Annotated in this window: 23 protein-coding genes; 8 read left to right on the forward strand and 15 right to left on the reverse strand. The window is 67.4% G+C overall.

Features of this window, described 5'->3' with window-relative positions:
• Nucleotides 1–5: 5 nt before the first annotated feature.
• The 10 genes from ACFU4Z_RS30030 to ACFU4Z_RS30075 form a co-directional block, all read right to left on the reverse strand.
• A complete protein-coding gene (locus ACFU4Z_RS30030; protein WP_379069583.1) occupies nt 6–728 on the reverse strand; it encodes a lysophospholipid acyltransferase family protein in 723 nt (240 codons plus the stop codon).
• Nucleotides 729–862: 134 nt separating this feature from the next.
• Nucleotides 863–1,876 (reverse strand): ROK family glucokinase, encoded by a 1,014-nt coding sequence (locus tag ACFU4Z_RS30035; RefSeq protein WP_328411316.1) that lies wholly within the window; start codon nt 1,874–1,876, stop codon nt 863–865.
• A complete protein-coding gene (locus ACFU4Z_RS30040) occupies nt 1,873–2,433 on the reverse strand; it encodes a hypothetical protein (protein ID WP_379069587.1) in 561 nt (186 codons plus the stop codon). The genes ACFU4Z_RS30035 and ACFU4Z_RS30040 overlap by 4 nt, the downstream gene beginning before the upstream one ends.
• Nucleotides 2,430–3,686 carry an ArsA family ATPase gene (locus ACFU4Z_RS30045; RefSeq protein WP_379069590.1) on the reverse strand — a complete coding sequence of 419 codons (1,257 nt, stop codon included), beginning with the start codon at nt 3,684–3,686 and terminating at the stop codon, nt 2,430–2,432. Before ACFU4Z_RS30045 ends, ACFU4Z_RS30040 begins: the two co-directional genes overlap by 4 nt.
• Before the next feature lie 14 nt (nt 3,687–3,700).
• Nucleotides 3,701–4,138, reverse strand: coding sequence for an SRPBCC family protein (locus ACFU4Z_RS30050; RefSeq protein ID WP_379069593.1), 438 nt, complete (start codon nt 4,136–4,138; stop codon nt 3,701–3,703).
• An 84-nt stretch (nt 4,139–4,222) separates the two neighbouring features.
• Nucleotides 4,223–4,612 carry a polyketide cyclase / dehydrase and lipid transport gene (locus tag ACFU4Z_RS30055; protein ID WP_379069596.1) on the reverse strand — a complete coding sequence of 130 codons (390 nt, stop codon included), beginning with the start codon at nt 4,610–4,612 and terminating at the stop codon, nt 4,223–4,225.
• A gap of 103 nt (nt 4,613–4,715) precedes the next feature.
• Entirely contained in the window at nt 4,716–5,843 is a 1,128-nt protein-coding gene (locus ACFU4Z_RS30060; RefSeq protein ID WP_379069599.1) for a glycosyltransferase family 4 protein, read from the reverse strand.
• Between the two features lie 92 nt (nt 5,844–5,935).
• Nucleotides 5,936–6,952: a hypothetical protein gene (locus ACFU4Z_RS30065; RefSeq protein ID WP_379069602.1), complete on the reverse strand. Its 1,017-nt coding sequence runs from the start codon at nt 6,950–6,952 to the stop codon at nt 5,936–5,938.
• A 6-nt stretch (nt 6,953–6,958) separates the two neighbouring features.
• Nucleotides 6,959–7,984, reverse strand: a complete 1,026-nt coding sequence (locus ACFU4Z_RS30070) for an NlpC/P60 family protein (RefSeq protein WP_379069605.1) — start codon at nt 7,982–7,984, stop codon at nt 6,959–6,961.
• A 247-nt stretch (nt 7,985–8,231) separates the two neighbouring features.
• A complete protein-coding gene (locus tag ACFU4Z_RS30075; RefSeq protein WP_379069608.1) occupies nt 8,232–8,804 on the reverse strand; it encodes a C40 family peptidase in 573 nt (190 codons plus the stop codon).
• A 590-nt stretch (nt 8,805–9,394) separates the two neighbouring features.
• Here ACFU4Z_RS30075 and ACFU4Z_RS30080 point away from each other — a divergent pair.
• Together ACFU4Z_RS30080 and ACFU4Z_RS30085 are read left to right on the forward strand one after the other, a co-directional pair.
• A complete protein-coding gene (locus ACFU4Z_RS30080; RefSeq protein ID WP_379069611.1) occupies nt 9,395–11,392 on the forward strand; it encodes a DEDD exonuclease domain-containing protein in 1,998 nt (665 codons plus the stop codon).
• Between the two features lie 78 nt (nt 11,393–11,470).
• Nucleotides 11,471–11,746: an Lrp/AsnC ligand binding domain-containing protein gene (locus tag ACFU4Z_RS30085; protein WP_366530392.1), complete on the forward strand. Its 276-nt coding sequence runs from the start codon at nt 11,471–11,473 to the stop codon at nt 11,744–11,746.
• A 17-nt stretch (nt 11,747–11,763) separates the two neighbouring features.
• Here ACFU4Z_RS30085 and ACFU4Z_RS30090 read toward each other — a convergent pair whose 3' ends face one another.
• From ACFU4Z_RS30090 to ACFU4Z_RS30100, 3 genes are all read right to left on the reverse strand, one after another.
• A complete protein-coding gene (locus ACFU4Z_RS30090) occupies nt 11,764–12,054 on the reverse strand; it encodes a hypothetical protein (protein ID WP_379069615.1) in 291 nt (96 codons plus the stop codon).
• A gap of 172 nt (nt 12,055–12,226) precedes the next feature.
• Nucleotides 12,227–13,288: an anthranilate phosphoribosyltransferase gene (gene trpD, locus ACFU4Z_RS30095; protein WP_379069618.1), complete on the reverse strand. Its 1,062-nt coding sequence runs from the start codon at nt 13,286–13,288 to the stop codon at nt 12,227–12,229.
• A 152-nt stretch (nt 13,289–13,440) separates the two neighbouring features.
• Nucleotides 13,441–13,869 carry a hypothetical protein gene (locus ACFU4Z_RS30100; protein ID WP_379069620.1) on the reverse strand — a complete coding sequence of 143 codons (429 nt, stop codon included), beginning with the start codon at nt 13,867–13,869 and terminating at the stop codon, nt 13,441–13,443.
• Nucleotides 13,870–14,182: 313 nt separating this feature from the next.
• On the opposite strand from ACFU4Z_RS30100, the gene ACFU4Z_RS30105 reads away from it, so the two are divergent.
• From ACFU4Z_RS30105 to ACFU4Z_RS30120, 4 genes are read left to right on the forward strand one after another with little or no spacing between them, the layout of a single operon-like run.
• Nucleotides 14,183–14,794: a heme-copper oxidase subunit III gene (locus tag ACFU4Z_RS30105; RefSeq protein WP_379069623.1), complete on the forward strand. Its 612-nt coding sequence runs from the start codon at nt 14,183–14,185 to the stop codon at nt 14,792–14,794.
• A 60-nt stretch (nt 14,795–14,854) separates the two neighbouring features.
• A complete protein-coding gene (locus tag ACFU4Z_RS30110) occupies nt 14,855–15,718 on the forward strand; it encodes a c-type cytochrome (RefSeq protein ID WP_379069625.1) in 864 nt (287 codons plus the stop codon).
• 20 nt (nt 15,719–15,738) lie between these two features.
• On the forward strand, nt 15,739–16,956 hold the full coding sequence (locus ACFU4Z_RS30115) for a ubiquinol-cytochrome c reductase iron-sulfur subunit (RefSeq protein ID WP_379069628.1): 1,218 nt from the start codon (nt 15,739–15,741) through the stop codon (nt 16,954–16,956).
• Nucleotides 16,953–18,590, forward strand: coding sequence for a cytochrome bc complex cytochrome b subunit (locus ACFU4Z_RS30120; protein WP_379069631.1), 1,638 nt, complete (start codon nt 16,953–16,955; stop codon nt 18,588–18,590). Before ACFU4Z_RS30115 ends, ACFU4Z_RS30120 begins: the two co-directional genes overlap by 4 nt.
• A 66-nt stretch (nt 18,591–18,656) precedes the next feature.
• On the opposite strand, the gene ACFU4Z_RS30125 is transcribed toward ACFU4Z_RS30120, so the two are convergent.
• Nucleotides 18,657–19,157 (reverse strand): polyadenylate-specific 3'-exoribonuclease AS, encoded by a 501-nt coding sequence (locus ACFU4Z_RS30125; RefSeq protein ID WP_379069714.1) that lies wholly within the window; start codon nt 19,155–19,157, stop codon nt 18,657–18,659.
• A 182-nt stretch (nt 19,158–19,339) separates the two neighbouring features.
• On the opposite strand from ACFU4Z_RS30125, the gene ACFU4Z_RS30130 reads away from it, so the two are divergent.
• A complete protein-coding gene (locus ACFU4Z_RS30130; protein ID WP_379069634.1) occupies nt 19,340–20,725 on the forward strand; it encodes a class II 3-deoxy-7-phosphoheptulonate synthase in 1,386 nt (461 codons plus the stop codon).
• A 59-nt stretch (nt 20,726–20,784) separates the two neighbouring features.
• On the opposite strand, the gene pknB is transcribed toward ACFU4Z_RS30130, so the two are convergent.
• A complete protein-coding gene (pknB, locus tag ACFU4Z_RS30135; RefSeq protein WP_379069717.1) occupies nt 20,785–22,824 on the reverse strand; it encodes a Stk1 family PASTA domain-containing Ser/Thr kinase in 2,040 nt (679 codons plus the stop codon).
• 89 nt (nt 22,825–22,913) lie between these two features.
• Here pknB and ACFU4Z_RS30140 point away from each other — a divergent pair, with 89 nt between their 5' ends.
• Nucleotides 22,914–23,282: an Rv2175c family DNA-binding protein gene (locus ACFU4Z_RS30140; RefSeq protein ID WP_379069637.1), complete on the forward strand. Its 369-nt coding sequence runs from the start codon at nt 22,914–22,916 to the stop codon at nt 23,280–23,282.
• Nucleotides 23,283–23,303: the final 21 nt, after the last annotated feature.

The raw sequence follows: 23,303 nt of genomic DNA on the forward strand, positions 1-23,303 counted from the left end.
ATAGATCAGCTGGCAGCGGATTCCGGAATGCGGGCGGCTTCGCGCAGCTCGGAGGGAACGCGCTTCTTGAGGCTGGCCGCGTAGACATCGACGTACTCCTGGCCGCCGAGCTGCATCAGCTCGTACATGACCTCGTCGGTGACGGCGCGTTCGACGAAGCGGTTGCCGCCCATGCCGTCGTAGCGCGAGAAGTCGATCGGGGTACCGAATTTGACGGTGACCTTACGGCGACGCCAGCGGAACGGTCCTGGCGGGCTGACCTCGTCGGTGCCGATGACGGCAACCGGGATGACGGGGACGCCGGTCTCGAGGGCGAGCCGCGCCAAGCCGGTCTTGCCCTTGTACAGGCGGCCGTCGGGGGAGCGGGTGCCTTCGGGGTACAGGCCGACGAGGCGGCCCTGATCGAGCAGCTTGCGCGCCGCGTTGAGGGCGTCCTCGGCGGCGTCGGCGCCGGTGCGGTCGATGGGGAACTGACCGGAGGTGGTGAAGAACCACTTCTGGAAGGCGCCCTTGATGCCCGGGGTGTTGAAGTACTCGGCCTTGGCCAGATAGTTGATCCGGCGCGGACTCAGCAGCGGCGCGAACAGCCAGTCCGCGAAGGAGAGGTGATTACCCGCCATGATCGCCGGACCGTCGGCCGGAATGTTCTCTACACCCTCCACCGTGGGCCTGTTGTAGAGATGCATGAACGGTCCCAGCAACACATACTTCAGCAGCCAGTAGAACATGACGTCCTTCCCCCGACACCGGGATCGTTGCGGGCACACCTGCTTCTGTTGCCGACTTTACCGCTGGTTACAGATCACATCCAAGCCGAGCGGCGTATCTCACCACATGTTCTCAGTGGCTGATTGGTTTGTTCTCAGTGGCTGGTACGAGCGACTCGCGATCGGCCGCGGCCGGTGTCGGCGAGAGTGGCTCGCGCGAGCTCCGCGGCGCCGATCATGCCCGCGGCCTCACCCAGTTGGGTGGTGCGGATTCTGGCCAGCGGGCGATGGCCCGCGCCGGTGATCGCGCGGGCGTATTCCTCGCGCGCCTCGTCGAGGAACAGCGGTGCCGAACTGCTCACTCCGCCCGCGATGACGACGAGATCCGGGTCGAAAATGTCGCTGACGAAGGCGAGTCCGAGTCCGAGCCAGCGTGCGAAGTCCGCCATGACCTGCACCGCGAGCGGGTCGCCGTCCTGGGCGGCCCCGGCGACCCGACGTCCGGTCAACGAGCCGGGATCGCGGAAGATATCCCTGGCCAGCACCGTCGAATGCACCGGGTCGGTGGCCAGCATCTCGATCGCGGTATCGGCCAGTGCTGTTCCGCTGCAATACCTTTCCCAGCAACCGCGCTTCCCGCACGGGCAGGCCCGCCCGTCCGGCACCACCTGCAGGTGCCCCAGCTCCGGCGCGACACCGTGGGTGCCCCGATATAGTTCGCCATCGATGAGCAGCGCCGCACCGATGCCGGTGCCGATCGCGACGAGCACGACGTTGTGCCCGCCCGCCGCCGCACCGAATCGGTATTCGGCCCACGCCGCCGCATTGGCGTCGTGTTCCAGGATCACCGGAAGCTCGAGACGCTCGCTCAGCCGCCGCGCGACCGGGGTGTCCTTCCACGGCAGGTGCGGTGCGAACCGCACGGTCGAACGGTCGGCGGTGATGAACCCGGCCACGGCCAGCCCTACCGCGCCGATCGGGTGCCGCCGGCACAGTTCGCGGACCACCCGGTCCAACGCGTCTTCCAAAGCGCGTGCCGAATGCGGTGTCGGCGCCTGCACGGTATCGAGCATCTCGCCGTCGCCGTCGACCACCGAGGCGCGAATGTTGGTGCCGCCGACATCGATACCTACAGTCAGCGGACGCGCGCCCGCCATCTGGCGCGTCATGCCTTGATCGTCACGGGAATGCCGACGTACCGAGGACGCGTGCGGCTGGAGCGCTGCGCGGTGCGACCATCGCGCGGGTGCTCTGCTGTGCTGTCGTCGTTCGGCATCGAGTCGTCTCGTGGTGGGTGATTGTGGGACACAGAATTATCGTCCGATGGGGCTGTCGGCGCATCGTCGCCGGGTCGCCCCACTGGCTCGACCGGCACTCCGGCCAGCGCCTCGCGCAGCACCGTGACGATCGCGGTGCCGTGATCCGCGACCGCGGCCAGCACGTCATGGCGCTCACCGCGCACCAGCGCCGCGGCCGCGCACACCGGGCACCAACTGCAACTCGACCATGCGGTCTGGCCCTCGACGGCAGCATGCCGCAGCATCGGTTCGACGCGCTCCAAGACGGCCTCGGCCAGCGATTTCAGTTCCGCCGCGAACTCACCGAGCCCATCGACGTCGTCGAAAGGGCTCGATCCGGGACGGTGGCCGCGGCCGGAATTCGCCTGGGCGCCGCTGTCATCCATGCCGTGCTGTCGTTCGCCGCCCGCGTCATCACTGCCGCTCATGTCGGCCAGGCCTCCGGATCGGGACGAAAACGGACGACCAGATAGCCCCCGTCGAGTTCGGCCGCGTCGACCGTGCACCGCCGCAACACCGGTGCCAGGCGCACGCGGCGGCGGGTCCCGTCCGCTCCCACGATCAAATCGTCCTCCACTCGTCCCAGTCGCAGCGTCGCCGAATCGACGACGGGCAGGTGCATCCGCAACGCGTACACCGAATGCAGCCCGGTGCCCGATTCCAATCGAACCACCGGATCCCCGGAACTTGTGCGAACCTCTGCGGGATTGTCGCGCAGCGCCGAGTCCGCGTCCACCGCATACGACAGCGCCGCCAGCGAAGCGAGCCCGACCGGTTCGGTGCCGCTGTGCTGGGCGATCACTACCGGGATGCCCGAAAGATCACGCTGCAATCGGGCGACGAGGTCCAGTTGTTCGCTGCGCCGGTTCAGATACCAGTGCACGGCGGGATGCGCTGCCTCGACCGGCTCGGCGGGCGCTGGCGTGGGCGGCAGCACTTTGTTCACCACGACAGCGTCCAGTCGCAGGCCGAGTAGGGCGGCTGCCGAGCGAACCCGCTCGGATTCGGCGACCGCGACCTGTTCGGCGACAGTGATCAGCCTGGCCCCGGTGCGGCCGTGGTCGGCGAGCAGATCACGCACCTCGGTCACCGCGGCGACGATCTTCTCGACGGTCGCCGCCAGCACCGCGCGGCGCAGATCGGCGCCGATGGTGCTCATCGCGCGTGCGTGCGGCGGCCACATCCGTTCCACATAGCCGAGCAGCGTGTCGGGCGCGGTGATGATGCGCAGCATGTCCGCCGAGGGCGGGCAGTCCACCACGATCACATCCCAGTCGTCCTCGTTCGCGAACTGGGTGATCTCCACCAGCATCAACAATTCCTGCACGCCGGGCAGCCCGGTCAGCTCGGCGGGATCGAGCGCCGCGAGATCGATACCGTGCTCGTGCCCGGAATCCGACGCCAGCATCCGCACCACCTCGTGGAACCGATCCTCCAGCAGCGCAAGGGAATCCACCTCGATCACGTCGAGGCCGGGCAATACGCTCGCGATCCCGGTCACCGTGCCCGCATCGTGCGGGAATCGGAAACCGAGCGCGTCGCCCAGCGAATGCGCCTGATCGAGGGAGGCCACCAGCACCTGAGAACCGGCCCGCGCGTACGACATCGCGGTCGCGCACGCCAACGTCGTCTTACCGACTCCGCCTTTGCCGATGAACAGCTCGACCCGGGTGCGGCGCACGGTACTGTGCGCGATCAGCCTTCGACCCGTTTCTTCAGTTCTTTCAGCGCGGTATCGGTGATCACCTTCTCGGCCTTGCGTTTGAACATGCCGATCATCGGGATGTTCAGGTCGACGGTCAGCTCGTAGGTCACCTGCGTGGCGCCATCGGGCTGGTCGATGAGTTCGTACGTGCCGTCCTGTGCCTTCTGCAGGTCACCGCTGACGAGGGTCCAGCTGACGGCCTTGTCGTCGGGACGCCAGGTATAGGACAGCACGTAGGTGTCCTTGACGACGCCCGCGTCGAGCACGAACCGTGCGGTGCGAACCCGGCCGTCGGCGGTCTTGTCCAATACTTCGACGGACTTCGCCGCCGAAACCCACTCCGGGTAGGACTCCAGATCGGCGATGACGGACATCACCCGCTGCGATGGTGCCTCGATGATGATCGACCTCTGGGTCCTGTCGGCCATGGCGGACAACGGTTCCTTTCCAGCTACGGTGTTGTGCCTTCTATTGTGCTGTGGCCTTGATGATGTGGTGAGCGAGTGTGTGCGTCAGGACGCGTTCGCGGGTGCGACGCCGGCCGGGCGGCCTGCCTCCAGTCGCGCCTTCACCTCGAAAGACATGTTCTTGCCCGCCACCCGGCGTGCCCGATTGGCCGCGAGCAGCTGGCGCGGCGACATCCGGTTCGCCGACCACGGTTCGGCATGCAGGAAGTAGTGCAGGATCACCCCATCGAGTGAGGGCTCCAGCCATACCTCCATGGTTCCGGTGAGCCCGCCGGTCACCGACCAGCGGATTCCCTTGTCGCCCCGATCCTCTCGGACCTCCAGGGTGAGGTCGGGCCACCAGCGGCGCCAATTGTTCGGTGCCGCCACGACGTCGGCGACCGCGGACCCGTCGGCGGCGACGAAGGTCATATCTGCGACCTGGATGCTGCTCACCTCGCTGAGCGTAATGGATGGCCTGCCAGGGCGATGCTCCGCTCCGCTCGGCTGTCCTCGTGGCAGGCAACCGCTGGCGGTATACCGTCCCGTTGGGCGGTGTTCACCGCAACAAGTGGCGCAATCGAGCGCCGAGGCTGTCCCAGCGCCACTGCTGCTCCACCCACGCTCGGCCCTCGGCGCCCATCTTGGCGGCGGCGTCGCGATCGGACAGGATGCCGACAATGGCCTCGACGATCTCCGAGGTCTTGCGGCCGTCCACTACCCGGCCGGTCTTGCCCTCCAACACCGTCTCCGGCGCACCACCCGAGCGACCCGCCACCACCGGAACACCCGCGGCCGACGCCTCCAAATACACGATGCCGAGCCCCTCGACATCGAGACCGGCGCCGCGCGTGCGGCACGGCATCGCGAAGACATCCGCGAGAGTGTGATGCGCGGCCAGCTCCGACGACGGCACTCGCCCGGTGAACACCACGTCGTCCTCGACACCGAGCGCCGCCGCGAGTCCGTGCAGCTTCTCCTCATACGGCCCGCCGCCCGCGATCACCAACACCGCGCCGGGGATGCGCTCGCGGATCTCGCGCATGGCGACGATCAGCGCATCCTGGCCCTTACGGGGCACCAGCCGAGACAGACACAGAATGGTCGGCCGATCACCGAGCCCATAACGCTCACGCAGCTCCGCGCGCGCCGCCGGATCCGGCCGGAACACCTCGGTGTCCACCCCCGGCGGCAGATACTCCAACGCCGCATTCGCGCCGAACGCGGACGCGAACCGGCCACGCGTGTACCGACTGACATATGTGACGACATCGGTGTGCTCGCCGATCTGCCGCAATGCCTGCCTGGCTCCGGGCACCATCGACCAGCCGACCTCATGCCCGTGCGTACTCGCCAGAATGCGCTCCGCCCCCGCCCGCCGCAGCATCGGCGACAGCAACGCCAACGGCGCCGCCGCACCGAACCAGACGGTGTCACAGTTCTCACTCCGCAATAGCCGCGCCGCTCGCCGCATCACCAGCGGCGTCGGCAACATCAACGTCGTCGGATGACGAACCACCTGAAACTTCTGCTTGGCATCGAATTTCAGATGACTGTCTCCGCGCCACCTCGGCGCATAAACAACCAGATCATCCGGCGGCAGCTCACCGGCCAACGCTTGCAGATACGACTGGATACCGCCTGGCCGAGGCGGGAAATCATTGGTAACCAGCAGAGTTCGGGCCATGCGCACCAACCTACTGTGTTGGATTGGCAGCGCCTGCGGCGCTGCGTGTTCGCGGCCCCCTTGGTCTCGCTTCCGAGCCGTCGGCGCGAAACTCAGGCGGCGCGGGGGCTGAGCCAGGCGCGCCAGTCGGCGATGAACTCTGCTCGGGTGGTGTGCAGGACTTCCTGCAGGATTCGGTCCTCGGAGGCGGGGTCCTGTGTGCTCGCGGCGATGCGGCGGTAGAGGTCTACCAGGTGGGGTTCGTCGTATTTGTCGGCGACGAAGGCGCAGATCGTCCAGGCTTGCTCGTAGGCGAGGACGGCCGGTTTGCCGGTGAATGCGGCTGCCGCGGGGAGGTCGGCGGGGAGTTCGCCGGTGCGGGCTCGTGTGGTGACGGTGGGGGCGATATCGCCGAAGCGGTGGTCCTGGCCGCGGTGGGCGAGGTATTCGGCGAAGCCCTCCAACATCCAGGGGGGAGCGCCGTCGACGGTCTGGGCGCGGGTGGCGACGTGCGTGAGTTCGTGGCGCAGCAGCGTGCGCAGCCCGTCGGGGGACAGGCGGCGGCCCGCGTCGGGGCTGAAAACCACGCGCTGAGCTGCCGGTCGGGTGCCTGGGGCGAACGGATCGGCGATGGAGGCGGCGGCGACCTCCGCGGGCAGGTCGGTGGTGGCGCGCAGCAGCGTGGCGAACTCGGCGGGCGCGGATGCCACGACCACCAGCGCCGACTGCGCCCAGTCGGGTCCCCACAGGTCGGTCACGGCGGTGGTCGCCGCGCCGAGTTCGCGTGCGAGGACGTCGATTTCGATCCGCTGGTCCGGATGGCCGACGATGAGCGACTCCTGCCCGGCTCCGGTGGGCACCACACGCGTGACGAGTTGGCCGAACGGTTCGACGGTGCGGCGCACCTGGGCCAGCCGCGGATCGTCATCGGCGGCCGCGACCTGCCCGAGGCTCTCGGCCCTTGACTGCTGGGCGGCTCGTAGTTTGGGCAGCACCGGGTTCGGCACCATGAGCAGCCCGACACATGTGCCGGTCAGCAGCATCACCATCGCGACGGTGAGCACGAACTGGAATCGCCGCCGGGCCGATAACCACGCGCGGACCTGTCCGACACTGCTGCGTTCGCTCATAGCGACTCAGTATCGTCGAGCGGAGTGGTACGGCGTCGAGCCCATGGGTGCCACGGCCACCGGGACACCGAAAGTGGAAGCGTGCAACATGAGTCCGTTGCCCGCGTAGATGCCGACATGGGAGATGTCGGAGTAGAAGAACACGACGTCGCCGGGTTGCAGATCGTCCTTGTCCACCGGGGTGCCGTAGCGGGCCTGCTGCGAACTGGTCCGCGGCACGTCCTTGCCGACCTGTTTGAACGCCCACTGCACCAGCCCGGAGCAGTCGAACTGGCTCGGACCGGTCGCGCCCCAGACATACGGGTCGCCGATGCGGGTGAGTCCCGCGGCCAGAGCGCTGGTTCCGCTACCCGGCAAGAGGCCGCTCAGCAGCGAGTCGCGGTCGAAGCCGGGCGGGAAGGGTGAGCCCGCCAGCGCGGTCTTGTCCCTGGCCGACAGCGTGCCCCAAGCCGAGACCACCTGCGCGATCGCACCGGACAGGTCGGCGCGCTTGCGTTCCAGCTCGGCACGCACCTGATCCGCTTTGGTCGCGGCGGCGCGAGCGTCGTTGTCGGCGGTGCGGGCGGCGGTTTCCGCCGCGGTGGCGGCGGTGGTCGCCGACTTGTAGAGGTTCAGTTGATCAGAGGTCTTGGCCGACAACACATCCAGTGTGGACATCTGATCGAGCAGTTGCTGCGGCGAGTTGCTTGCCAGCACGGCGAACAGGCGGTTGGTCCGCGCGCCCTGATAAGCGGCGATCACCGTGCGGTCGACCATCGGCTGGAACTTGCGCACCTCGTTGCGCGCATTGTCGGCGACCTCGGTGCTCGCGGATAGTTTGGCGTCGGCGTCACGCTGGACGGCAAGTTTGGCGTCGAGGTCGGCCTGCACGTTCAGCGCTTGCTGGTTGAGCTGCTCGGACTGCCTCGACAGATCGATCATCTGCTGTACGGCCTCGCCTGCCGTGTTCGGCAGCGTGGCCGGATCGGCTCCGGCTGGACTGCCACCGTAGAGCGATGCGGCCAGGATTCCGGCCGTGAGTGCCCCTCCCACCAGACGTTTCGTGCTTTGTCTCCGGTGATGTGCCACAGCCTGCCGTGCCCCGTTCCCTCGTCAAGTGCTCGGACGCATTGCCCTCGATGAGCCGCATCGACTCCGTGAGCTGCGAGAACGGTCGGTCTCTTCCTCGCGGCTCCGGAAGGTCTCATTTAGGTTACGGAATGGCGTACGTCTGTGTCCAGTAGGGCACGAATTGATCACGGACGCCGTCCGGAGGCCCCGCCGTGTCGTAGAGCGGGGGTCAGAAGCGGCGAGCGCCTGCGATCGGCATCGACGAGATCGGGGCGATCATCACCGGGGTGCCGGAGGTCGAGGCGTGGATCACGTTGCCGTCGCCCGCGTAGAGGCCGGAGTGTCCGCCGCCGTAGAACGACACCAGGTCGCCCGGCTGCAGATCGTCGGTCGAGATCGCGGCGCCCGCGGCGAGCTGGGCGCCGCTGGTGCGGGGCAGCTCCATGCCGGCCTGCTGGTAGGCCCACTTGACCAGGCCTGAGCAGTCGAAGGCGTTCGGGCCCGCGGCGCCGTAGACGTACGGCGCGCCGAGCTTGGTCATCGCGGCGTCCAGCGCGACCTCGCCGATGGTCTTGATGGGCGTCATGAAGGGCAGCGCGGGCGGGTTGCCCAGCTGAATGCCGGGGATGTCGGCGGGGATCGGGATCTCGTTGGGAACCTCGAAGGTTCCGATGCCGGGGACGGTCACCGGCTGAGCCGCGGCCGGGGCGGCCGGAAGAAGGAACGCGCCGATGGTGGCAGCGCCGACGGCTCCGGCGGCAACGGCACGCTGCGCCTGTCGCTTGACGGTGTTGATCGCCATGATGCGGTACTCCGAATCTGCCCCACGACGCCGTACCCGGTGGTGCGGCGGACTTCGTTTCACCGGCCCTGCAGCGCGGTGGAACTCCGTGAGGTCTCAAAAAGGTTACGAACACATCACGGTGGTTTGTAAAGTCGAGCCCATCCGAAATGTCGATCTTCAACAAAACGACAGCGCATAAAGTGCGAGATCGATCACAACAATCACGAAACGATAACGGTCGATCGTTATCGAGGGTTGTTCGAGCCGCAACCCGGCGCGTCGGAAGTGCTGTCTGGGTCGGTCGGCCTATCGGATTTTCGCGCGTTTCCCAAGGTCGCGGTGGTGATAGCAGGGGTGATAGCGACTCGACACCGGACGGGCGGTCGACCTCGGTGCGACACGCGGTAGCGCGCCGATGGCATCGATCCGGCACCCTCGGGCCAATCCGACCAATTGATGCAATTCTGATAACAATGTGATCTGAGTCACTTTTGCGAATTGAAGATCATTTCGCGGGTATCAGAACGAAATACTCGGGGATAAATACGGACATTTCGTGTGCGATCTCGCGCGCGTTCTTGTCGGACCCACCCCATACGCTCCAGGCCGTGCCCGACCCCGTGCCGCGCCCGGCCGCAGCGAAGCAGCTGGCCTTCGATGAGCTCGATACCCCGCTCTATGACACCACCTTCGTGGTCGTCGACCTGGAGACCACCGGCACCAGCCCAGAAGGCGACGCGATCACCGAGATCGGTGCGGTCAAGGTGCGCGGCGGGGAAGTACTCGGCGAATTCGCCACCCTGGTCAACCCCGGGCAGGACATCCCGCCCGCGATCGTGCAGATCACCGGGATCACCACCGCCATGGTCTACGAAGCGCCGCGGATCGAGGCGGTGCTGCCGGGTTTCCTGGAGTTCGCGGCGGGCGCTGTCCTCGTCGCACACAATGCGCGGTTCGATATGGCCTTCCTGCGCGCCGCGGCGGTCCGCAGCGCAACCGCGTGGCCCTCGGCGCCGGTGCTGTGCACAGTGAAGCTGGCCAGGCGGGTGCTCACCCGCGACGAAGCACCCTCGGTCCGGCTCGGCCTGCTCGCTCCACTGCTCGGAGCGACCACGCAGCCGACGCACCGTGCCCTCGACGACGCGCGGGCCACCGTCGACGTTCTGCACGCGCTGATCGCCCGCGTCGGCAATCAAGGGGTGCACAGCCTCACCGAACTGCTCGACTATCTGCCGGGAGTGACCTCCCGGCAGCGCGCCAAGCGTGTGTTCGCCACCGATCTGCCCGCCAGTCCCGGCGTCTATCTCTTTCGCGGCCCCTCCGACGAGGTGCTCTACATCGGGACCGCGGTGAACCTGCGCCGCCGAGTTCGCAACTACTTCACCGGTTCCGAAACAAGGGGCCGGATGAAGGAAATGGTGTCGCTGGCCACCCGCGTCGATCACGTGGTGTGCGCGCACGCGCTGGAGGCGGGGGTGCGTGAGCTGCGTCTGCTCGTCGCGCATGCCCCGCCCTACAACCGCCGCTCGAAATTTCCCAAGCGCGCCTGGTGGATCACGCTGACCGACGAACCCTTCCCGCGCTTCGCGATCGTGCGAACGCCGAACCGGGATGCGCTGGGCCCCTTCAACTCTCGGATGGACGCCACCGAAGTGGCGGTCACCGTCGCCGAGTACACCGGGCTGCGCACCTGCACCACTCGGTTAGCGGTTGCGGGCCTGCACGATTGCCCGCATGCGATGGTCGGCGGCTGCCCGGCCGCGACTGGCGCCGGGATCCCTATAGATAAGGAGGAGTACGCGCCCGCGCCCGCGGCTGTCCGAGCGCTGTTCGCCGGCAGCGCCGACGCGCCACTGCGCGCCATGCTCGACCGTATCGAAACCCATTCGCGTGCCGAACATTTCGAAGCAGCCGCCCGACTGCGCGATCGCGTGGTCGCGGTCGTGCGCGCGCTGCACCGCACTCAACGTCTGGCCGCCGTCGCCAGGATCGCCGAACTGATCGTCGCGCACCCGAATGGCGCAGGCGGATGGGAATTCTCGGTGATCCGCTACGGCCGCCTCGCGGGCGCGGGCAACGCGGCGCGGGGTGTCTCGCCGATGCCGGTCGTCGAACACATCGTCGCCGCATCGGAAACCGTCATCCCCACCGGTGGCGACCCGGGCTCCGGTGCGCTCCGGTCTGCTGATGCTGATGCTGATGCTGATGCTGATGCTGATGCTGATGCTGATGCTGATGCTGATGCTGATGCTGATGCTGATGCTGATGCGAGTGCCGGTGCCGGTGCCGGTGCGAGTGCCGGTGTTGTCGGCGGACACGCCGCGGCCCACACGGTGGTCGATGCGGGCCCCGGAGGTTCGCGGTCGCGCCCTGTCGCGGCTCTACGTCGGAACACCGCGTCGACTATGCCTCCGCTACGCGGAGCGTCGCCAGAAGAAGTAGCACTCGTCGCGCGCTGGCTGGCGCGCCCGGGGGCCCGCATCGTGCGCACCACCGACGGCTATCACGAACCCGCCTACGGAGCGGGCCGCTGGCTGGGCTGGGTGGGACTGGCGGATGCCGCGGCACGCGCCAGACTCTCCGAAGAGGAATACGCCGAGCACTGAGGAGGCTGCCTCGCCTGCGCTCGGACCGGCGCGGATTGCTCGCCGACTGTGCTCGTTGTGCGGATTAGGCTGACACTCATGATTACCGCGATCGTCATGATCAACGCCGAGAATGCCCGGATCCCGGAAACCGCGCAGGCGCTCGCCGACACCGACGGCGTCGCCGAGGTCTACTCGTGTGCCGGCGATGTCGATCTGATCGCGATCGTGCGGGTGCGTGATCACCAGCAGATCGCCGAGGTGGTGACCGACCGTATCGATAAGACGCCCGGTGTCGCGCGCACGATCACCCACATCGCGTTCAAGTCCTACTCGAGTGCGGACGTGGAGGCAGGTTTCTCGCTGGGGGAGTGAGCCCGCAGGGGAGCGGGTCAGCCGATCTGGAGCGAGGACCCGCTGGTAGCACGGGCTTCACCCGGCAGGAGGGTTGCCGTCGCATCGCCACGGCAGCCGATGCCGCTGAAGATGGTCACTCTGTTGTCGGTGTGGTTCTCGAGGGTCAGCTGCGCAACCCCGGCGCTGATCTGCATGCAGCCCGACGGCTCGCGATACACGGTGTTGTTGACGACCAGGGTGCCCTGCGCCGCGAAAGCGGCCGGTGCGGCCGCGATCGCCGCGGCCACCGCTAGTACACCGGGTACCGCGTAAACGCCCCGCTTCATGTGTGTGCTCCTTGCGAGTCGAGCCGGGCGGCGCACGCCCGACGCCGAACCTGGGGCGCGGCGCCGGATTGCGTCGTCACTGTAACTGCCCATGGCACAACGGGACTGACGACATGCGGCGCGAAACACAGTTGTCACTACAAGGTGAATCCGGACAAACGGTGCGGCCCATTCAGCTGTCTCCGAGAGTGTTGGTCAGCTTCGACCACCGGTCGAGCAGCGCGGCGGACTTGCCCGCGTCGATGGCGGCGGCGGCTCGTTCGATACCGGCGGCAAGCGCGTCGTGCACATCGGCGTCGGGATCACCGACGCCTTGGGACAGGTCGTAGGCGACGATCGCCGCGGCGGAGTTCACCAGGACGGCATCGCGGACCGCGCCCGGGGAGCCCGCGAACACATCGCGGGCAACGCCCGCGTTGACCTCGGCATCCCCACCGCGCAGCGCGTCGAGATCCACTCGGGCGATACCGAGACGGGCCGGGTCGATCGTCGTCTCCCGCAGTCGTCCACCCGAGACGATCCAGGCGGCGGTGGTGTCGGAGGTGGTGATCTCGTCCAAACCGTCGTTTCCGCGCACTACCAGCGCGCTCGCGCCGCGCTCGGCGAACACACCCGCGATGACCGGCAGCAGATCGGTGAAAGCACAGCCGACCAATCCGGCACGCGGTTGCGCCGGGTTGGTGAGCGGGCCGAGCACGTTGAAAACGGTGGGGATGCCTATTTCTTTCCGCGCGGGTCCCGCGAAGCGCAGTGCGGGGTGGAACAGCGGTGCGAAACAGAAGCCGATGCCGACCTCGCGCACACACTGGGCGACCGCCGCGGGCCCGAGGGCCAGCTTCACACCCAGCGCCTCCAGCACATCGGCGCCGCCGCTCTTGGAGGACGCCGCCCGATTGCCGTGCTTGACCACCGGGACACCGGCCGAGGCCACCACGACCGCGGACATCGTGGAGATGTTCACCGAGCCGGACCGATCACCGCCGGTGCCGACGATGTCGACAGCATCGCCGTCCACGTGGACCAGTCGTGCGTGCGCGAGCATCCCGGAAGCCATGCCCGACAGTTCGGCAGGCGTCGGTCCCTTGATCTTCATGGCGACACCGAACGCGGCGATCTGCGCCTGCGTCGCATTGTCGGTGAAGATCTCGTTGATCACCCACGTCGTGTCGTCCGCGGCCAGGTCGCCACCGTCGGCGAGGGTCCCGAGCACCTGGGGCCAGCTGCGTTCGGTCATGCCTTCGCCTCGCCGAGGCTCGGCTCCGGCCTGGCCGTGCGATGCACGGCCGCGCCGATCGTTCGCTCGCTGCGCGCCCTCATGTCCACTTCTCCCGTCACACTGGTTCGCACACCAGTTTGTCGCGATGCAGCTTAGTGGGCCAGACCTTATTACCGCTGCTCGGTTGGGTGACCGGGTTGCAGCGCGTCCCATCCGTCGGCCGTGCCGTCGTGCCGCTGCGCGAGGCCCGCCATGCGGGAGCGTTCTTGCGAGCAATGCAGCGCATCGAGCACTTGCACCCGTTGCAGGATCAGGGGCGCAAGGTCATCCGAACCCGCTGCCCCGGACTGCCCAGCGGGCGCGTACCCGTCCTGAGCCGCGATGGCGCACACTCGCTCGAGCTGCCCGCTGGGGACACGCAGATGGTGGCGCAGCACCGCAGGCGCGTCGGGCTGCCACGCGGCGGCCCGCGCCAGCACGGCCGAACAGGCCTCGGCGTCGTCGAAACTCGTCGCGACAACCACCAGATCGGCAGCATCCGGGTCCAGGGCCGCGGACCCGGCCTGTCCCCGCAGTCGTCGCCACCACTGTGGGGCCACCTCAGCCTCCTCGTCTCAGGTTCTACTTACCGTCGCCTGCCAGACTGGCAGCACGCAACACGCCCGGCCTTCCCGGCCACCTCGGTGTGAGCCCGGCGAGCGCCGTCCGCGGCCGGCCGTAGGTCCCAGCGGATGCGGCGAAGCGCGAGTCTCGGCTGCTCGGACGTGAAGCCGAGAGCGCTGACGGCACGTCGCGTCGAAGGTACGGCGAATCGAACACGAGAGCCTGTCTGTCCGTGCGTTTTCCGACACGGACGGACAAGTTTCGTACCCGGGTACTTGTGTCGTACTACGACGAGTCATACTTACCCCCGTGACGACCGCAGTAGGGACCCCAGGATCGGCCATTACTCAGCGTGTGCATTCGCTGAACCGGCCAAACATGGTGAGCGTCGGTACCATCATCTGGCTGTCTAGCGAGCTGATGTTCTTCGCCGGGCTCTTCGCGATGTATTTCGTCGCGCGCGCCCAGGCCCACGGTGTCTGGCCGCCGGAGCCGACCGAGCTGAATCTGAAGCTCGCAGTGCCGGTCACGACCGTGCTGGTCGCTTCCTCGTTCACCTGCCAGATGGGTGTGTTCGCGGCGGAGAAGGGCGATGTGTTCGGCCTGCGCCGCTGGTATGTGATCACCCTGATCATGGGCACCCTCTTCGTGCTCGGCCAGGGCTACGAGTACATGAACCTCGTCCACGAGGGCACCTCGATCTCGACCAGCGCCTACGGCTCGGTCTTCTACATCACCACCGGCTTCCACGGCCTGCACGTCATCGGCGGTCTGATCGCGTTCGTGTTCCTGCTGATCCGCACCAAGGTCAGTAAGTTCACCCCGGCGCAGGCCACCGCCGCGATCGTCGTTTCGTACTACTGGCACTTCGTCGACATCGTCTGGATCGGGCTGTTCGCCACGATCTACTTCGTCCGCTGAGCCGGGCACGCAACCCCCAATCTTGTACAAGTCGGTTCCGTCTACTCCAAAGGGACACAGATGAGTTCATCTCCCCCGTCAGCGCCAGAGCCCGTGGGCCCCGATAGCGGCCAGGCCAGCAAGACGCGTAAACAGCGCCGCGCCCGCCGTCGTATCGCGGGTGGGCTCGCGCTGCTGGTGGGTCTGGTCGGAGCTGGCTTCCTCGCCTCGGTTTTCACGCCGGATCCGCAGGTGGCGACCGCGCACGAGGACCAGTCCGCGCTGATCCGTGACGGCAAGCAGCTGTATGAAACCTCCTGCATCACCTGCCACGGTGCGAACCTGCAGGGTGTGGTCGACCGCGGTCCGAGCCTCATCGGCGTCGGCGAAGCCGCCGTCTACTTCCAGGTGTCCTCCGGCCGGATGCCGATGGCGCGCAACGAGGCCCAAGCGCAGCGCAAGCCACCGAAGTTCGACGAGCACCAGACCGACGCGTTGATGGCGTACGTGGCCGCCAATGGCGGTGGCCCGAGCGTGGTGCGCGACGCCAACGGTGAGGTCGCCCAGGAATCGCTGCGCGGCCCGGACATCGCCCGCGGTAGCGAGCTGTTCCGGATGAACTGCGCGTCCTGCCACAACTTCACCGGCAAGGGCGGCGCGCTGTCCTCGGGTAAGTTCGCGCCGCCGCTGGAGCCCGCCAGCGAGCAGCAGATCTACGACGCGATGCTCACCGGCCCGCAGAACATGCCGAAGTTCTCCGACCGGCAGCTGAGCCCGGAAGAGAAGCGCGACATCGTCGCCTACGTCAAGAACGCCACCGAGGAGCGCAACCCGGGCGGGTACGGTCTCGGCGGCTTCGGTCCCGCGACCGAGGGTCTGGCCATCTGGGTGGTCGGCATCGTGCTCGTCGTCGGCGCCGCGATGTGGATCGGATCAAGGTCATGACGGATAAGGAGCCAAACGACATGGGTCGGCCGGATGAGGGCGACGACAGCATCGAGCTGTCGAAAGATGAGGCGACCCCCGCTGTGGCCAAGCAAGACGGGGCAACGTCCGATCGCAGCACTGTGAACCTGGATCCCACCGAGGAAGAGCTCGACGCGATGTCGCGCGACGAGCTGGTCGAGCTCGGCACCGCGCGCGACGGCGTCGACGTCGCCTACCGGCGCGAGCGGTTCCCGATTCCGGGCACCCGCGCCGAGAAGCGGGCCGAGCGGCAGGTGTCGTTCTGGTTCGCGGTGTCCGGCCTGGCCGCCGCGGTGCTCGTCGGTGTGTTCCTGTTCTGGCCCTGGGAGTACAAGGGCAACGGCGAGGACGGCAACGCCGCCTACTCGCTGTTCACGCCGCTGGTCGGCCTGAGCTTCGGTATCGCGGTGCTGGTCATCGGTGTCGCGGTGGTGCTGATCCGCAAGAAGTTCATCCCCGCCGAGCTGTCCATCCAGGACCGCCACGACGGCAGGTCGCCCGAGATCGAGCGCCGCACGCTGGTCGCCGAGCTCACCGACGCGCTGGACACCTCGACCCTCGGTCGCCGCAAGATGATCACCCGCACGGCGGGCGCCGGTGTCGGTGTGCTCGGTATCGGCGCGCTGCTCGTGTTCGTCGGCGGCATGATCAAGAACCCGTGGGCCAAGGGCGACAAGTCGCCGCTGTGGGTCTCGGGCTGGACTCCGGATTTCCCCGGCGAGACCATCTACATCCGCCGCGACACCGGTCGCCCGGAGGACATCGTGCTCGTGCGTCCGGAGGACATGGACGCAGGCGCCATGGAGACGGTCTTCCCGTGGAAGGAGAAGTGGCGCGGCGACGAGCACGCGACGCTGCAATCGCTGCGCGGAATCCGTAACGCCGTCATGATGATCCGGCTGCGCACCGAAGACGCGCAGAAGGCCATCAAGCGCAAGGGCCAGGAGAGCTTCAACTTCGGCGACTACTTCGCCTATTCGAAGATCTGCACCCACCTCGGCTGCCCCACCTCGCTGTTCGAGTCGCAGACCAACAAGATCCTGTGCCCATGCCATCAGTCGCAGTTCTTGGCGACCGAATGGGGTAAGCCGGTCTTCGGTCCCGCCGCTCGCGCACTGCCGCAGCTGCCGATCACCGTCAATTCCGAGGGCTACTTGGTCGCCAATGGCGACTTCATCGAGCCGCTCGGCCCGGCTTACTGGGAGCGTCGTTCATGACCTCAGCACTCGGTCGTAAGGCCGCAGCCCAAGCGAACGCCGCGGACGAGCGGTATCAGGCCGCAGCGTTCATGAAGCGGTCGATCAACAAGGTCTTCCCGACCCACTGGTCGTTCCTGCTCGGCGAGATCGCCCTCTACAGCTTCATCATCCTGCTGCTGTCGGGCGTCTACCTGACCCTGTTCTTCGATCCGTCGATGACCGAGGTCGTCTACAACGGCGCCTACCAGCCGCTGCGCGGCGTGACCATGTCGCGGGCCTACGAAACGTCGCTGAACATCTCCTTCGAGGTGCGCGGCGGTCTGTTCGTCCGCCAGGTCCACCACTGGGCCGCGCTGCTGTTCTCGGCGTCGATCATCGTGCACCTGTTCCGTATCTTCTTCACCGGCGCGTTCCGCAAGCCGCGTGAGGCGAACTGGGTCATCGGCTGCCTGCTGCTGATCCTGGCGATGTTCGAGGGCTTCTTCGGTTACTCGCTGCCCGACGACCTGCTGTCGGGCACCGGCCTGCGGGCCGCGTTCGGCGGTATCACGATGAGCATCCCGATCGCGGGCACCTGGATGCACTGGCTGATCTTCGGTGGCGACTTCCCGGGCGACATCATCATCCCGCGTCTGTACATCGCGCACGTGCTGCTGTTCCCCGGCATCATCCTCGCGCTGATCGCCGCGCACGTCGCGCTGGTCTGGTACCAGAAGCACACCCAGTTCCCCGGCCCCGGCCGCACCGAGAACAACGTGGTCGGCGCGCGCATCGTGCCGGTGTTCGCCGCGGACCAGGGCGCGTTCTTCGCCTTCACCCTCGGCATCGTCGGCATCATGGGCGGCCTGCTGCAGATCAACCCGATCTGGAACCTGGGGCCCTACAACCCGTCCCAGGTCTCCGCGGGTTCGCAGCCGGACTTCTACATGATGTGGACCGACGGCCTGGCCCGTCTCATGCCGCCGTGGGAGCTCTACCTGGGTCGCTACACGATCCCGGCCGTGTTCTGGGTCGCGCTGATCATGGGCCTGGTGTTCACCGTGCTGATCGTCTACCCGTGGATCGAGAAGCGCCTCACCGGCGACACCGTCGGCCACAACCTGCTGCAGCGGCCGCGGGACGTGCCCGTCCGCACCGCCATCGGTGCGATGTCGATCGCGTTCTATGTCGTGCTGACGCTGTCGTGCGTCAACGACATCCTGGCGCTGAAGTTCGACATCTCGCTGAACGCGACCACCTGGATGGGCCGCATCGGCCTGCTGGTCGCGCCGCCGGTCGCGTACTTCGTCGCCTACCGGTTCTGCCTCGGCCTGCAGCGCAGCGACCGGGCGGTGCTGGAGCACGGCATCGAGACCGGCGTGATCAAGCGGCTGCCGCACGGTGAGTACATCGAGGTGCACCAGCCGCTCGGCCCGGTCGACGACCACGGCCACCCGATCCCGCTGGAGTACCAGGGCGCCCATGTGCCCAAGAAGATGAACAAGCTGGGTTCGGCGGGCAAGCCGGGCACCGGCAGCTTCCTGCGGGCCGACCCGTGGCAGGAAAGCGAGCAGGCCTTCGAGATCGAGCACGCGGAGGAGCACAAGCAGCTCGCCGTACTGCAGAAGGCACAGCAGAAGGACAACGGTCACGGCGGCACGAACAGCCACTGATCGCTGGTATCAGCGAAGGCCCCGAGTCGAATCCGACTCGGGGCCTTCGTGTTTCGTCTGCCGGGATTACGAGCGAGCGGCGGCGCGGCGGGCGGCTTCGATCGCCTCGAACTTCGCGAGATTGTGGCGGGCGTCGGCCAGCGCGTCGTGGGCGTCCGCCGGCACGGGAGGCAGTTCGGGGCGGCCGTGCGCGTCCCAGTGCTGGCGCAGTTCATTGGTGTAGCGGGGCAGTGTGCTCGGCAGGTCGACCATCGAGCCCCACAGCTGGCACAGCGCCACGTGATCGTAGGCGCCGACCCAGGCCCACAATTCGGGCTGCACCGTGGAGCGGGGAACCAGGAACTTGTAGAGGTCGTCGCGGATCTGCTTGCGGCTGCGCCAGCGCGGCGAGGACGGTGCGGGCAACTGCGGCAGCACATATTTGCGCACCCAGGGGCCCGCCCGGTCGGGATCGAACTCGGTTGAGACCGCGTAATATTCGCGGCCGTCCTCACAGACGACGCCGATGGAAACGAGGTCGATCGTCGTGCCGTCCTCGATGAATTCGCAATCGTAAAAATATCGCAGAGAGATCGGTCTTCTCCTCGGTAGTCGGAGCGGTTGGGCAGGGACCGGACCCAGCAACCCTATGCCGGTAGCCCGCCGATCGCTCCAGGGGTTCTCGGGTGGGGATCTCGACACCTTCGGTGTACGAGGTTCACCCCCACCTCCGGGTATCTGTGCGACCACATGGTCCGTATTCTGAACTGGTGAACTGGACCGTCGACGTACCCATCGATCGCCTGCCGGAACTGCCGCCGCTGCCCGCCGAGTTGCGGCGACGGCTGGACGACGCGCTCGCCCGACCTGCGCTGCAGCAGCCGTCGTGGGATCCGGAGCAGGCCGCCAACATGCGGACGGTGCTGGAGAGCGTGCCGCCGATCTGCGTGCCCGCCGAGGTGGAGGAGCTGCGCGTGCAGCTCGCCGAGGTCGCGCGCGGCGAGGCGTTCCTGATGCAGGGCGGTGACTGCGCGGAAACCTTCGCCGACAACACCGAGCCGCACATCCGCGGCAACATCCGCACCCTGCTGCAGATGGCGGTCGTGCTCACCTACGGTGCGAGCCTGCCGGTGGTCAAGGTTGCCCGCATCGCGGGTCAGTACGCGAAACCGCGCTCCTCCGATACAGATTCGCTCGGCCTCAGGTCCTACCGCGGCGACATGGTGAACTCGCTCGCACCCGACGCGGCGGTGCGCGAGCACGACCCGTCGCGGCTGGTCCGCGCCTACGCCAACGCGAGCGCGGCGATGAACCTGGTGCGCGCGCTGACCGGCGCGGGCATGGCAGACCTGCACAAGGTGCACGATTGGAACCGCGACTTCGTGGCCCAGTCGCCCGCGGGCGCGCGCTACGAGGCGCTGGCCGAGGAAATCGACCGCGGTCTCGCGTTCATGACCGCATGCCGGGTGAAGGACCCGAGCCTGCAGTCGGCCCGGATCTACGCAAGCCACGAGGCCCTCGTGCTCGATTACGAGCGCGCCATGCTGCGCCTCGGCGAGAATCCGGCGGGCGAGCCGGTGCTCTACGACCTGTCGGCGCATTTCCTGTGGATCGGCGAGCGCACCCGTCAGCTCGACGGCGCGCACATCGCGCTCGCGGAACTGATCGCCAATCCGATCGGCCTGAAGATCGGTCCGACCACCACGCCGGACCAGGCCGTGGAGTATGTCGAGCGGCTCGATCCGAACAACGAGCCAGGCCGGCTCACAATCGTCTCGCGCATGGGCAACGGCAAGGTTCGCGATGTGCTGCCGCCGATCATCGAGAAGGTGCAGGCCACCGGCCATCAGGTCATCTGGCAGTGCGATCCCATGCACGGCAACACCCATGAGGCTTCCACCGGCTACAAGACCCGCCACTTCGACCGGATCATCGACGAGGTGCAGGGCTTCTTCGAGGTGCATCACGCACTGGGCACCCACCCGGGCGGCCTGCACATCGAACTCACCGGGGAGGACGTCACCGAATGCCTCGGGGGCGCCCAGGACATCTCCGATCTGGATCTGTCCGGACGCTACGAAACCGCGTGCGATCCGCGCCTGAACACCCAGCAGTCCCTGGAGTTGGCGTTCCTGGTCGCGGAAATGCTGCGCTGACCTTCTCGGCACTACCGGACGTCACATCGGGCGCACGGCCGATGTGACGTCCGGGGTGGTCAGGGGAGTGCGACCAGCGTGACCGTGGTGCCCGGCTCGACCTTCGACAGCCCGCCGGGGTTCTGTGAGATCACCAGCGACGAGTCCGATGGGGTCAGCTGACGCACCGTCACCTGCAGGCCCAAGCTTTGGAGCTTGGCCCGCGCGTCGGCGACGTTCTGCCCGACCACCGTCGGGATCTTCACGGCATTCGAGACGAGCAGTGTGACACTGTCGCCGGACTGGACCGTGGTGCCCGCGGCCGGGTCGGTGCCGATCACCTTGTCGCCCTCGACGTTCTTGTCGTACTGCATGCGGGTCTCCCGCACCGTGATCCCGGCATCGGTGAGCATCTTGGTGGCGTCGGCGGTGGCGCGGCCACGCACGTCGGGCACTTTGACCGGCTGAGCCCCGTTGCTGCGATACACCTTCACCTGGGCGTTCATCGGAAGCACGGTGCCGGGCGCCGGATCGATCTTCGCCAGCGAGCCCTTCGGTGCGGAACTTCCGGTCTCGCCGGAGTCCACCGGTTGCAGCCCGGCGTCGCGGATGAGCTGATTGACCTTCGAGACGACATCGCCGGGCTTCACCTCCGGGACCCGGGGTTTGCCGCTGGACACCAGCACCGCCACCGTCGTGCTCTTGGTGATCTTGGACCCGGCGGGCGGGTCGCTGCCGACCACGCCGCCGGCCGGGATGGTGTCCGAGGCCTTCTGCCTTATCTCGGTGGAGAAGCCCGCGCTCTGCAGCGCGGCGACGGCGCGTTCCTGTTCCAGCCCGGCGATCGGCGGGACCGCGGAGAAACGCCCGACGCCGAGCCACCAGCCGCCGACACCGACGATCAGCGTCAGGAGCGCCACCACGGCCACCCACACCAGCGTCGTGCGGCGCGAGCGGGAGCGTTCGGAGTCGAATTCCTGATACGGCGAGGGCTGCGGCAGGTGCGAGGGCTGCGGCTCGTAGTCGGCGGGCGGGCCGTAGTCGTCCGACGGGCCGTAGTCGGCGTACCTGGGCCGTGGCGCGGTGACGACCTTGGTGTGCTGCGGCGACTGCGGTGTATAGGGTTCCTGGCGCCCGGCCGCGGGTTGGCCCGCGTGCTGATCCGGCGCGCCGATGCGGTAGCTGGCGCTGAGATGCTCGGCCGATTCCTGCGGCGTGGGCACTCGATACGAGGGCAGGTTCAGCGCGACCGAGATCTGATGCAGGGCGGCGACCATCTCGTTGGCGTCGGCGAAGCGGTGCGCGGGTTCACGGGCGGTCGCGCGCGCGATCAGGTCGTCGAACTCGGGGGGCACTCCGGCGATGAACTGGCTCGGGCTCGGCACGTCGTTCTCGATCCGCTGATACGCCACCGACAGCGAGGTGTCACCGGTGAACGGGACCCGGCCGGTCAGCAACTCGAAGATCAGCACACCGAAGGAGTAGACGTCGCTGCGGGAATCAGCGGTGCCGCTGGTGACCTGTTCAGGCGACAGGTAGGCCGCAGTGCCGAGAATCACGCTCGCCGACGTGGTGTTGGCCGCGGCCACCGCACGGACCAGACCGAAATCGGCGATCTTCACCTCGCCCGCATCCGAGATGAGTACGTTCTCCGGCTTGATGTCGCGATGTACCAGACCCGCCGCATGCGCGACGCCGATCGCGGCGAGCACCGGCTCGGCGACCGCACGCGCCGCGTGTGGCGGCATCGGGCCGCGTTCGCGCAACAGCTCGCGCAGCGTGCCGCCCTCCACCAATTCCATGATGAGGAACGGATATTCGCCGTCCACGCCCTGGTCGTACACCGCCACAAGCGACGGATGCTTCAGCTTGGCGACCGCGCGCGCCTCGAATTCGAACCGCGAAAGGAACTGGGGATCGGCGGCGAACTTCGGGTCCATCACCTTGATGGCGACCGGGCGGTCCAGGCGAGTGTCCACACCCCGGAAGACCATCGACATCCCGCCGCGGGCAATCGGCGCGTCGATACGGTAGCGGCCTTCCAGTATTTGCCCGATCAAGTGATGTCCTCCGGCTTTCACAAAGTTCTCACCCCTCGCTATTACTGCGACAAGCGACATGCCGCCCGGTGCGGCCTCCACGATGGTATCGGCGATTGCGCCCCGGGTGTCTCACGACGTGCGGCGGGGGACCGTCTACCGTTGTCCGGGTGAGTGCATTTCCCTGCAGCGATGATGTCCTTCCCGAGTCCGTGGCCGTGCTGCCGCTGCCCGAGGTGGCCGACAAGCTCGGGCTCGTGGTGACCCGGGTGCATCAGATGCTGCGCGACCATCAAATGCTGGCCGTGCGCCGCGACGGTGTCGCGGGCGTCCCCGAACGGTTCTTCGACGATACGGGTGCGGTGGTCAAACCGCTGCCCGGCCTGATCACCGTGATGAAGGACGCCAAGTACACCGATGAAGAGATCCTGGAGTGGATCTTCACCGAGGACGAGACCCTGCCGGGCAGACCGATCGATGCCCTGCACGGCCCATTGGCCCGAGAAGTCATCCGCCGCGCCGCTGCCGATCCTTTCTGACCCGGTTCGTCCCCGGCCCGC

It is taken from the genome of Nocardia sp. NPDC057440 (assembly GCF_042802915.1).
Classification (GTDB): domain Bacteria; phylum Actinomycetota; class Actinomycetes; order Mycobacteriales; family Mycobacteriaceae; genus Nocardia.